The sequence below is a fragment of the Chitinophaga sp. S165 genome, assembly GCF_003182155.1.
Taxonomy (GTDB): Bacteria; Bacteroidota; Bacteroidia; order Chitinophagales; family Chitinophagaceae; genus Chitinophaga.
Genome location: NZ_QGTG01000011.1, coordinates 80,735 through 94,135 on the forward strand (window position 1 = coordinate 80,735; position 13,401 = coordinate 94,135).

General features: G+C 47.0%; 6 protein-coding genes. 4 read left to right on the plus strand and 2 right to left on the minus strand.

The window, feature by feature from the left end; translation table 11 throughout:
- Position 1: 1 nt before the first annotated feature.
- A complete protein-coding gene (locus C7475_RS28965; RefSeq protein WP_233260000.1) occupies positions 2–4,420 on the minus strand; it encodes a CusA/CzcA family heavy metal efflux RND transporter in 4,419 nt (1,472 codons plus the stop codon).
- A gap of 39 nt (positions 4,421–4,459) precedes the next feature.
- Positions 4,460–4,837, minus strand: coding sequence for a hypothetical protein (locus C7475_RS28970; protein WP_146217689.1), 378 nt, complete (start codon positions 4,835–4,837; stop codon positions 4,460–4,462).
- Positions 4,838–5,019: 182 nt separating this feature from the next.
- Between C7475_RS28970 and C7475_RS28975 the strand changes: the two genes are divergently transcribed.
- From C7475_RS28975 to C7475_RS28990, 4 genes are all read left to right on the plus strand, one after another.
- Positions 5,020–7,791 (plus strand): glycoside hydrolase family 2 TIM barrel-domain containing protein, encoded by a 2,772-nt coding sequence (locus C7475_RS28975; RefSeq protein ID WP_110057014.1) that lies wholly within the window; start codon positions 5,020–5,022, stop codon positions 7,789–7,791.
- 61 nt (positions 7,792–7,852) lie between these two features.
- A complete protein-coding gene (locus C7475_RS28980; RefSeq protein WP_110056930.1) occupies positions 7,853–9,247 on the plus strand; it encodes a S9 family peptidase in 1,395 nt (464 codons plus the stop codon).
- 14 nt (positions 9,248–9,261) lie between these two features.
- Positions 9,262–11,139, plus strand: coding sequence for a right-handed parallel beta-helix repeat-containing protein (locus C7475_RS28985; RefSeq protein WP_233260001.1), 1,878 nt, complete (start codon positions 9,262–9,264; stop codon positions 11,137–11,139).
- Positions 11,136–13,316 (plus strand): alpha-L-rhamnosidase C-terminal domain-containing protein, encoded by a 2,181-nt coding sequence (locus C7475_RS28990; protein ID WP_110056932.1) that lies wholly within the window; start codon positions 11,136–11,138, stop codon positions 13,314–13,316. The genes C7475_RS28985 and C7475_RS28990 overlap by 4 nt, the downstream gene beginning before the upstream one ends.
- Positions 13,317–13,401: the final 85 nt, after the last annotated feature.

Consider the following 13,401-nt stretch of genomic DNA (forward strand, 5'->3'; position numbering starts at 1 on the left):
ATTAAAGATTTTGCAATTTCAGTACCTGGATGGCGGCCTGATTATAATTGTTCAGCATATCAAGATATTCGTTCCTGATACCTATAGCCTGATCCACCAGGATGACCCATTGCAGATAGTCGATATCCCCGCCTACGAATTGTTTGTCGGCAGTGAAGATGATGGCCGCCGCATTTTCCAGCCCTTTGCCCTGGTAGTATTGTAAACTGCCCGCATACTTCTGCAGCTGTGTCAGGGCGTTCTGCCATTCCGTACGCACCTGTAACTGTGCATAATCCAGCTGCTGCCGGGAGAGTTGCCAGTCTACCTGCGCAGCTGCTGCCCTGGAACGTTGTGCGCCAAAGAACAGTGGAATGCTGATGCCCGCATTCACATAGTTGAACCGTTTGCTGTTGTTGAAATAAGTCTCCCGTCCGTCTACTACCTGCGTTCCTGAAATACTCTGGTTGTTATACCCGATAAAGAAATCAGGCAGCAGCTTCGACTTCTCCGTACGCCAGCGCCAGTGAGCAGCGGCCGATTCATGTTCCAGTGACTTTATCTGTGGCAGTTGGCTTTGCGCTGTATCCGGCAGGGAAAGAGATAGTTTGATACTATCTGCCTGCGGCTGATGGACCACGCTATCTCCCAGCAGAACATTGAACTGCTTCAGCGTGATCCGCATGTCCGCAGAAAGCATCTCCAGCTGATTGGAGATCTGCTGCCGGTGAGACTCCGCCGTGGTCTTCTCCAGTATATTGGTTTCCCCTGTCTTGAACCGGAGATTAGTCTTCTCTTCGAATAAGCGGTAAATGCTGTCAGCATACTGTAACAGTACCTGTTTCTCATGCAACCAGATCCAGTCATAATAAAGCCGCCTTACACTGCTCCTGATGTCCTGTTCCATCACCTGGGTTTTGGCCTGCGCCGCAAGGTAATTCTCGCGTAATGCCTTCTTCTGATTACTATACACAGAAGGGAAGTTCAGCGCCTGTGTAACGCCAAAACGGTTATCCTTCTGAATACTATTGATCTGCCCATAGTCTGCACTGATCTGTGTCTTCGGAATATCGACCCCTGTTTTTTGCCGTAAGTTCTCCGCCTGCTCATGCAATCGGGCACTTGTAGCCTGCAGGTTATGGCTCAACGCAATATTAATAGCCTGGTTGAGATTTAAAGGGCTGTTCTGGGCCTTAACAGATGGAATAGCAAACAATACCAATCCTCCTATCATTACGGCCTTATTTAGCCTTATTTTGGCTTTTCCTTCGAATAAAAGATACAACGCAGGGAGTACAAATAAAGTCAGCAGGGTAGCGGTCAGTAATCCGCCGATCACCACAGTCGCCAGCGGACGTTGTACCTCCGCGCCTGCACCATTGCTCAAAGCCATCGGCAGGAAACCTAAAGACGCCACGGCGGCGGTCATCAATACCGGCCGCAAACGGTTACGGGTGCCCTGCATCACCAGTTGTAAACTATCAGTCACTTTTCCTTCTTTTTTGATCCGGTTGAATTCAGAAATAAGTACAATGCCATTCAATACCGCTACACCGAACAATGCAATGAACCCTACTCCGGCGGAGATACTGAAAGGCATTCCACGTAAGGCCAGTGCAAACACACCGCCTATGGCCGATAGCGGTATCGCCGTATAAATGAGCGCCCCTTCCTTCACGGAAGAGAACGCGAAATATAACATCACGAAAATAAGCAGTAAAGCTACCGGCACAGCGATGCTCAATCGCTTCTTCGCCTGTTGCAGGTTCTCAAATGCGCCTCCGTAAGTAATTGTATACCCCGGTTCGAGTTTTATTTTCCGGTTGATCTTTTGCTGCAATTCCTCAACGATCGACTGCACATCACGCCCTCTTACATTGAAGCCGACAGTGATCCGCCGTTTGGCGTCTTCACGCTGTATCTGGTTAGGGCCTTCAATTTCATCAATGGCGGCTACCTGGTATAACGGTATCTGACTGCCGGTGCCTGTGGCGATCATCAGGTTACGCACGTCCTCGATATTCCGCCGGCCTTCATTACCCACTCTGACCACCAGGTCAAAACGTTTCTCTCCTTCATACACCTTTCCCGCTGCTGCTCCGGCAAATGCGGCATTGACCGTACGGTTGATCTCCGCAATATTGAGCCCGTACTTCGCGATCTCGCTCCTGTTATACCGGATCACCACCTGCGGCATCCCGGTCACCTTTTCCACATACAGATCAGCTGTACCACGTACTGTTTTGCTCACAGCCCCGATCTGCTCTGCATATTTCGCCAGCAGATCAAGGTCTTCGCCAAATATCTTACACACCACGTCCTGCTTGGCGCCGGTCATCAGTTCGTTGAAACGCATCTGCACAGGGAACTGGAAACTTAAGGTCACACCCGGTATCGCCTGCTGTACAACATCCGACATCTTCGTGGCCAGCTCCTCAAAGCTTTCTGCACTCGTCCATTCAGACTTATCCTTCAATACAATGATCATATCACCGCCTTCAATAGGCATCGGATCAGTCGGCAGTTCTGCTGTTCCGATACGGGAAACGATCCTGTCCACTTCAGGGAACTTATCTTTCAAAAGACCACATATCTGTTTAAAGGTGGCAATGGTTGTATTCAGATTTGTTCCCACCAGCAACCGCGTTTCCACCGCAAAATCGCCCTCCTCCAGCTGTGGGATGAATTCTCCGCCCATCCTGCTGAATATGAACACCGCAATGGCAAACAAGGCGAATGCCATGGCAACAACTCCCTTTCTGATCTTTAACGCGCGACTAAGCGCTCTTTGATAAACACCCTCGATCTTATCCATCACACGATCAGACAAATTCGGTTTGTGAGAGATCTTTTTGCTGATGAATAAAGAGCTCACCATTGGTACATAAGTAAGAGAGAGAATGAATGCACCCAGAATGGCAAAGGCCACCGTCTGCGCCATCGGCTTGAACATCTTACCTTCAATACCCTGTAGTGAAAGGATAGGCAGGTAAACGATCAGGATAATGATCTGCCCGAACACCGCCGCATTCATCATCCGGGAAGAGGAACCCGCTACTTCAGCGTTCATATCGTCCTGCGACAACAGATCAACATGTTGATACTTCTTTGAGAAATGTAAATGATGAAGTATAGCTTCCACAATAATCACCGCTCCATCCACGATCAGCCCGAAGTCCAGTGCACCGAGGCTCATCAGGTTACCGCTTACCCCGAAAGTATTCATCATGATAATAGCAAAGAGCATCGACAGCGGAATAACAGACGCTACGATCAGCCCCGCACGCAGGTTGCCCAGGAAGATCACCAATACTAAAACAACAATAAGCGCTCCTTCCAGCAGGTTATGCTCCACCGTGCCTATTGCATTGTTCACCATCTTGGTACGGTCAAGGAAAGGCTCTATCAGCAATCCTTCCGGTAAGGTCTTTTGGATCTCCGCAACACGCTGTTTAACATTCTTTATTACTTCGGATGAATTTTCGCCTTTCAGCATCAGCACAATTGCACCGGCTACCTCACCTGTATTATTGTAGCTCAACGCGCCATAACGCGTAGCTGCGCCCATTCGTACTTCAGCTACATTCCTGATCAGCACAGGAACACCTCCCGTGGTATTTTTTACAACGATATTTTCGATGTCCGTTATGCTGCCCGCCAACCCTTCACTGCGGATGTACATAACAGTCGGTCCCTTTTCTATATAAGCTCCGCCTGTATTCTGGTTATTGTTCTGTAAAGCAGTGAAGACGTCACTAATGGTCAGTCCCAAAGACTTTAACTGGTACGGATTGATGGCCACCTCATACTGCTTCAGCTCCCCGCCAAACGTGGAAACGTCCGCCACGCCCTGCGTGCCTAAAAGCTGCCGCCGCACTATCCAGTCCTGTATCGTACGCAGGTCCGCCAGGTTGTATTTGCCCTCATAACCCCGCTTCGGCTTCAGTACATACTGGTATATTTCTCCCAAACCCGTAGTAACAGGAGCTAATTCCGGTTTACTGGCACTCTCGCTTACTTCTACCTGTTGCAGCCGCTCGCTCACCTGCTGGCGTGCCCAATACACATCGGCATCATCTTCAAACACAATGGTGATGAGTGACAACCCGAACCTTGACATGCTGCGGCTCTCCTTCAGATGAGGAATATTGCTCATCGCCTGTTCAATAGGAAAAGTGATCAGCCGTTCCACATCCTGCGCACTTAAAGCCGGTGCAGTGGTAATGATCTGTACCTGGTTGTTGGTAATGTCAGGCACGGCATCTATAGGTAACCGGCTTACTTCAAAGATGCCATAGATAACCCATAGCAGCATGAAGAGGCCAATCACCAGTTTATTTTTAACTGAGAATTGAATGATCTTATCAAGCATTACTTGCTGTTGAATGAATTGCTGGATGGATCTGCAGAATGACAGGCATACACCGCTTTGCCGCTGCATACGTCAATCATAGATCAATAAATAAAATTGAAATGCAACTCAGGCACAGGGAGGCCGGAAAGGGGAGGTAAGATCGGACTCAGGATGATATTGGTCCTTATAGATGGTAAAAGTGTTTAATACAGTCTGCTCGGTAGCAATGATCTGAGGCGCTTTGGTGAATCGTGCGAAAAGTACCTGGTGTGTGTTGATATTCACCTTCTTAAACGGCAGCTGCATGTCCCTGTCATTATCATTGTCGTCAAGGTCCGTCCCCCAGTAGTGCATAGACAGGAATTCCAGTAAGTCCACATTCTTATCTCTCTGCTGATGCTCCTTGAAGTGCTCGAATAGCACAGGCAGTTTCAGCAACTGATCGAATGAGGTACTCTCCATCGCCATAAAAAACACCAGTATGTAGAGGCATACTTTTCTCACGGGGGCAAAAATAAGGGATATGCTGGTTTAAGCAACACCGCTTATAAAAAAATATAACCGATAGATATGTGTCTGGTAAACATTTATTGTGTCTGATTTCCTTTATGGTAAAGAAAAGAGTTTTAAATATCAGGATACATTTACTAACTTACCCCCGCTTGGCATCCAAAAGTGCGCCCGTGATGATGAAACGAATTCCACTAAGATCTCTTACCACATTGCTGGTTTTAATAGCCTGCATACATAACGCTGTTGCACAGTCTACTGAAATCAGTTATCTCTCCGGTACCGGTAGCGATCACACCGTAAACTGGCAGTTCTATTGCACCGCTGGCAGCAATGCCGGTAAATGGACGTCTATTCCCGTTCCTTCCTGCTGGGAACTGCAGGGCTTCGGTAAATATGACTACGGGTTCGCGAAAGACAGTCTCCGGGGTAAGGAAAGTGGCCTGTATAAATATACCTTCCAGGCGCCTGCCCACTGGAAAGGCAAAAAGGTGAACATTGTTTTCGAGGGTGTTATGACCGACGCTACCGTAAAGATCAATGGAAAATCTGCCGGCCCCATACACCAGGGCGCCTTTTATGCTTTTAAATATGATATCTCCGGATTATTAAAATATGGCACAGCCAACCTGTTGGAGGTCACCGTCGCTAAACATTCCGCGAATGCTTCTGTGAATGATGCTGAACGTAAAGCTGACTTCTGGATCTTCGGCGGCATCTTCCGCCCGGTATTCCTGGAAGCCCTTCCTGCTCAACATATTGCCGCCCTCGCAGTGAATGCAAATGCAAATGGTGCTTTGCACGCCGTGGTAAAAGTAAATGCCCAGCAAGGGAAACAGCTGTCGCTGCAACTGTATGACAAAGATCATCAGAAAGTAGGCGGACAAATTATAAAGACACTCAATACATCTGAAATTCATATCGATACAGTCTATGCCGGTATACGCCCCTGGTCAGCTGAATTTCCCAATCTCTATGATGCCGAAATATCTCTGCTCGATAAAGGGAAAGTACTCCATATCCTCCATCAGCGGATCGGTTTCCGGACTGTCGAATTGAAACAGCGCGACGGTATTTACGTCAACGGTGTTAAGATGAAATTCAAAGGTGTGAACCGCCATTCTTTTCGCCCGGAAACAGGCAGAACCACAAGTAAAACGATCAGCATAGAAGATGTACAATTGATCAAAGACATGAACATGAACGCCGTGCGCATGTCACACTATCCGCCCGATGCACACTTCCTCGATGTCTGCGATTCACTTGGATTATATGTAATGGATGAATTAGCCGGATGGCATGGTCATTACAACACAGAAACAGGCACCCGTCTCGTAAAGGAAATGCTGGAACATGATGTAAACCACCCATCTATTGTACTCTGGGCCAATGGTAATGAAGGCGGGCATAATAAAGAACTGGACCACCTCTTCCCGGAACTTGATCCGCAACAACGCCCCGTTGTACATCCCTGGCAATTATTCAACGGTATTGAAACACAGCATTACCGCGAGTATAACTATGGCATCGGTAACTACGATAATGGAAAAGAGATCGTCATGCCGACCGAATTCCTGCACGGTCAGTTCGATGGAGGCCATGGCGCCGGACTGGAAGACTATTGGGCACATATGTGGCAGAATCCATTAAGCGCAGGCGGCTTCCTCTGGGACTTCTCCGACCAGGGCGTTGTAAGGAAAGATAAACACGATTCACTTGATACCGATCACCACAGAGGTGCAGATGGTATCGTAGGCCCGCATCACGAAAAAGAAGGCAGCTTCTTTACCATCAAAGAAGTATGGAGCCCGGTATTCATTGAACGCCGGGAAATAACACCTGCCTTCGATGGTACACTGAACATAGAGAACCGCTACGCTTTCACAAATATTGACCAGTGCCATTTTACCTGGCAGTTAAAGCAACTCGAAACATCGGCAGTATACAATGGCACAGCTCCTGCTCCCCATCTGAAGCCTTTGGAAAAAGGTATCTTGCAACTGACTCTTCCTCCCAACTGGAACACATACGATGTGCTGTACTTGTCAGCTAAAGATCCCCACGGAAAGGAACTGTTTACCTGGAGCTTTCCTATTACAAGTCCGGTAGCATTAACAGCAAAGAAGATTGACACTATCGGTACAGGCAAAGTAAGCATCCGTGAACATGATTCGTTATGGCTGGTATCAGCCGCTGATATACATATTGCATTCAATAAAAAGAACGGCCTGTTACAGGAAGTAAAACATGGGAATACCGTCATCCCTTTTAACCACGGCCCCATACTCCAGGAAGGAGAAAATAACTTTGCAGATTTTTCACATCACTACCAGGGAAGTAATCTTATCATCACTTCCTCCTTCGATAGAAAGAACAGTTATAATACACTGCAGTGGACGATCTATCCATCAGGTGTAGTTAAGATGTCTGTACAATATTTCCCCGCCGCTTATTTCACTTCCCTGGCCGGCGTGAACTTTTCATTCCCTGAAAAAGAAATGCGTGCAATAGAATACATGGGTAGCGGCCCTTACCGCGTATGGAAGAACCGCTTAAAGGGTACCACCTTCGGCATCTGGAAGAAAGAATACAACGACACTGAAACAGGGGAGAGCTGGAAGTATCCTGAGTTTAAAGGCTACCATGCCAACATGTACTGGTGTAAGTTTATCACTGCTTCACAACCATTCACAGTATACACAGAGAATGAAAGCCTCTTCCTGCGCTTGTTTACGCCCGCCTGGAAAACTGACCAGTGGCATAATTATGAGCCCATCTTCCCGACAGGAGATTTGTCCTTCATGCAAGGTATCAGCAGTATCGGCACGAAGACACAAAGGAATGAAACTACCGGCCCGATGGGCATGAAGAATATCTTTTACGACTATGAAAAGGAGCCTGAAAGGGCCCTGCAAATAGTGCTTTATTTTGATTTTTCAGGGAAGTAGACAGCATAGGATGATCACCCTGTGATTTTGTTTTAGATTCCCATTCGTTTAATGCCATGTTATGAAAAGAACGATCCGATTCCTCGTTCCCTTATTAGGGTACCTGCTATTGTTGAACGGCCCACAGTTGTATGCACAGCAAACATCAGACAGCGCATATAAGCGGCCGCTGAAAGCCGTATTGACTGACATTGAAAAACGGTTTAACATCCGCATAAAATATACCGACAAACAGGTTGCAGGCAAATTCGTTCCTTATGCAGACTGGCGTTACAGGCCTACCCTGGAAGCTACGTTGGATAATATCCTGACGCCCCTCGACCTGAAAATAAAAAAAGATAAAGACACCTATAAACTGGGTGAATACGAATACTACCGCTGGTCCGTACCAGAAGGCTGGGCTGAACTGGACCGTATCGCTGCACAGTATACCAATCAATCTGAATGGGAACAACGTAAGGCAGAGCTGAAACCCTGCATCCGTGAAGCTTTGCAACTGACGCATTTGCCGGCTGCTCCTGCTTCCCAGGCTATCATCACGGCAGAAAGAAAGTTTGATGGTTATACTGTCCGGAACATCGCTATAGAAATATTACCTGGATTATACATCAACGGCTCATTATATAAACCAGCAAAATATAAAGGAAAAATACCTGTTATCCTCAACCCGGATGGGCACTGGCAGCAGCAACGTTACAGGCCCGATTGCCAGTACCGTTGCGCTGCGCTGGCCCGCATGGGCGCCATGGCTTTCAGCTATGATCTCTTCGCCTGGGGAGAATCGCTCTTACAGTTTGAAGATGCCGATCATCGCCGGAGTCTGGCCATGACCATCCAGGCCCTCGGTGCTATCCGCATCCTCGATTACCTGCTGGCGCTTAAAGATGCAGATACTGCCAGAGTCGCTATTACAGGCGGTTCCGGCGGTGGTAGTCATACCGTACTGATGGCAGCGCTAGATGATCGTATTAGAGCCAGTGCTCCCGTAGTAGCCATCAGTTCTTATTTCTATGGTGGTTGCCCTTGTGAAAGTGGTATGCCTGTTCATGCTTGTGGCAACAGAACAGATAATGTGGAAATAGCTGCTATGGCAGCTCCTCATCCACAACTCCTGATCAGTGATGGAGGCGACTGGACAGATAAAATGCCCGAGCACGACTTCCCATACCTGCAGAAGATATATAACTACTACAATAAAAAAGATAACGTCACCAACGTGCATCTGCCAACAGAAGGACACGACTTCGGTATCAATAAACGGAAGGCCATCTATGATTTTATGGCTAAAAATCTCGGACTGAATATCAATGCTGCCGACGAATCAAAAATAACCATCGAAGAAGCACCTGCTCTTTATGTGTTCGGCGACAAAGGCGAACGTCTGCCTTCCGGTGCTATTCATGGTTTCGCACAACTGGAACAGGTATGGAAAACAGCTATAAACGCAGCAGAATGAGGAAAGTGTGGTGTATGATAACATGCCTTTTCCTGTGTATGCAGTATGCTAATGCTGCAGACATTTACGTAGCTGTTTCGGGGGATGATCTGCAAGCCGGTACTGCCCTTCAGCCGAAAGCTACACTGGCCGCTGCATTAAGACAGGCAAGAGAATGGAGACGCTTAAATGATCCCGCTATCAAAGGTGGCATTCACATCATCATCAAAGGAGGTACTTATTTTCTCTATGAACCCATCTTCATCCGTCCTGAAGATGCAGGCACTGCCGGAAATCCTACCATCATTGAAGCGGCGCCCGGCGAAAGACCTGTTTTCAGCGGAGGTATCCAGCTAAAGCAATGGAGACGGTTCAAGGGAAATATATGGGTGGCAGAAGTGCCGGATATGATTGCCGAACCCCTGAACTTCAGACAGCTCTGGGTAAATAATGTAAAAGCTATCCGCGCTAAAGATACGAACGGAGACAGCATGCGCCGCATCCTCTCATGGGATCACAAAGCCGGTAGCTGTTGGATTCCCACACCCGTTATCCGCGGACTTGAAAACACAACAGGACTTGAAATGTTCATCCATCAATGGTGGGCTATCGCCAATCTGCGTATTAAGACAATGGATGTTCATGGCGACAGTACCCGGCTAACATTTCATCAACCGGAAAGTAAGATCCAGTCAGAACATCCCTGGCCTGCTCCCTGGATCTCCAAAGAGTCCGGCAATTCCGCCTTCTGGCTCACCAACGCATTGCCCTTACTCGATGGACCAGGCGAGTGGTACCTCGATGTAAAAGCACGAAAAGTATACTACTGGCCGCGTAACAACGAAAACCTGTCAACAGCCACCGTCATCGCTCCGGTACTGGAATCATTGGTAACCATCACAGGGACTATTGATCATCCCGTATCTTACATACATTTCAAAGACATCGGCTTTCAACATACCACCTGGCTGCGTCCTTCTAAAATGGGACATGTACCCTTGCAGGCAGGGTTGTATATGCTGGATGCCTATAAACTGGAAATACCCGGCACGCCCGATAAAAAGGGATTGGAAAACCAGGCATGGATAGGCCGTCCGCCAGCCGCCGTGGAAGTATCTTATGCACAACATACCACTTTCACTGCCTGCCGTTTTGAGCACCTGGCTTCTACCGGCTTAGACTATGAAACAGGTAACCGCTACGATACTATCAACGGCAACCTGTTCAAAGACATCGGCGGCACCGGTATTCAACTTGGCTTATATTCAGACGAAGCTACCGAAACACACCTGCCTTATCATCCTGTGGATACACGGCCTGTATGCAGTAATATCCTCGTCTCAAATAATCTCATCACAGATGTTACCAACGAAGACTGGGGCACACTCGGTATCAGCGCAGGTTACGTGAAAGATGTCACAATAGCGCACAACGAAATAAATGAAGTGTCCTATACAGGCATCAGTGTAGGTTGGGGTTGGACCAAGACCATCAACGTGATGAGCAATAACCGGATCATCAGCAATAAGATACATCACTATGCACGCCATATGTACGACGTAGCCGGTATCTATACGTTATCTGCACAACCGGGTTCTGAGATCATCGGGAATTATATAGACAGTATCTATAAAGCTCCCTATGCCCACATTCCAACACACTGGTTCTATCTGTATACAGATGAAGGAACTGCCTATTATACCGTAAAAGATAACTGGTGCCCTGCAGAGAAGTTCCTGCAAAATGCCAACGGGCCAAATAATATATGGCAGAATAACGGTCCGCAGGTAACGGACAGTATCAAACAGTCCGCCGGATTGGAAGCGCCATACAAGCAGCTGTTAAAAGAGAAAGCACCTGCACATCATACACAACCTATCAATCAATATATCACCAACGGACACGGATCATGAAAAACATTGTTATAAAAGTCAGCCTGTTATTTTTCACTTTACTCTCTCTGTGTCAGTATGCACTGGCGCAATCAAAACCCTCCTGGATCTGGTATCCCGGCGATTTTGAAATATGGTTGAGTAACCAGATGCAGAACCGCCGTACTGACAGAGGTACCTTCTTTCCCGTATTCTGGAAGTTCGATAGTCATTATCCGCTGATCGATTTTCATAAAGACTTTTCACTGACAACACCTGAAGAAGTGAGCATTTATACAGAAGGGATCTATAACGTAAAGCTCGACGGACAGCCACTGGAAGGTATGCCGGCTAAGATAACCGTACCCGCTGGTAAACACCGGATCAATATAAAAGTGTTCAATCAGGCAAGTGTACCCGCTATCTATGTAGCCGGTAGGACGATCGCTTCTGATGCCAGCTGGCTCGTAACCTTCGAGGATAAAGAATGGATAGACGAAACAGGTAAAACCTCCGATATCTCTGCCACAAAATGGCTCAACGCAGGTAGCTGGAATTTTAACAACATCAACACCCGGCCCTCTGAATGTAAACTGCCGGTAACACCGAAAAGTCCTGCCAGTGTAGCAAAAAGCAACACCGCTACCCTGGTGGATTTTGGTAAGGAAACGTTCGGCTTTATTCACCTGCATGGCATAAAAGGTAATGGCAACATCGCACTATACTATGGTGAAAGTAAAGAAGAAGCGCTAAGTGAAAAAGGCGCCATCACATTAGACAGGCTCTCTTTTCAGTTATCTGCAAAGAGAGATTCTATCATGCCGCTGTCAAAAGCATTCCGCTATGTCAACATGGTAACGGATGGAAACATACAGGTAGATTCAGTCTCTATGTTATACGAACATGCAGATGTAAAGGAGAAAGGTAGCTTCCGTTGTTCAGATGAGGAGATCAACAGGATCTATGATATCGCAAAATATACCTTTGAACTGAATACAAGAGAGTTCTTCATTGACGGTATCAAACGTGACCGCTGGGTATGGAGTGGAGATGCTTATCAGAGTTATCTGATGAACTATTACCTGTACTTCGATAACAATACGGTATCAAGAACAATGCTGGCATTGAGAGGGAAGGACCCGGTAACAAGTCATATCAATACCATCATGGACTATACTTTCTACTGGTTCCTGGGTATTTATGACTATTACCTGTATACCGGCGATCAGACATTCATCAAACAGTTCTATCCACGTATGCAAACGATGATGGAATACTGTCTGGGCCGTAGAAATAAAGACGGTTTGATGGAAGGAATGCCGGGCGACTGGATATTCATCGACTGGGCAGATGGATTGAGTAAAAAAGGAGAGGTAAGCTTTGAACAGTTATTACTTTGCCGTAGCCTGGAAACAATGGCGCTCTGCGCGGATATCGCAAATGAAAAGAAGGACGCCACTAAATACAAACAATACGCAACTGAACTAAAAAAGAAACTCTTCGGCCTTTACTGGAACCAGGAGAAACAGGCGCTTGTGCACAGCAGGGTAGAAGGGAAGCAAACAACAAATGTTACCCGTTACGCAAATATGTTCGCCATCTTCTACGACTACTTCAACCAACAACAAAAGGAAGCAGTTAAGAAGTCCGTACTACTGAATAACAACATCCAGCAGATCACCACACCATATATGCGCTTCTATGAACTGGAAGCATTATGTGCGCTGGGAGAACAGCCATATGTACTGAAGGAAATGAAAGACTATTGGGGTGGCATGTTAAAACTGGGAGCGACGAGTTTCTGGGAAGAGTACAATCCTTCAAAGAAAGGAGCAGAGCACTACGCCATGTATGGAAGAGAATTCGGAAAGAGCCTTTGTCATGCCTGGGGTGCCAGTCCAATATATCTCTTAGGGAAATATTACCTGGGTGTAAAACCTACGTCACCCGGTTATGCCACTTACATGGTACAACCGGTATTGGGCGGACTGGAATGGATGGAAGGACGTGTGCCGACACCTAAAGGAGATATAGCAGTGCGATGCAGTTTAAAGGAGATGAAGATCACAACAGCGGAAGGCGTAGGTACACTAAGGTTCCGCAGTCAGACAAAGCCGGTATGTAAAACAGCAAGTATTGAAAGCAAGGAAGGCGATTGGTACGAGATGACTATGCAACCTGGAAAAAACTATGTTGTCAGTTATCAGCAGGTGAAATAGGTTGACGCTAAGTTAAAACAGTAGGTTAAAACAGTAAACCGAACCAGTAAGTTCAATAAGTTATCTGCAGGAAAAAGATTAAAAG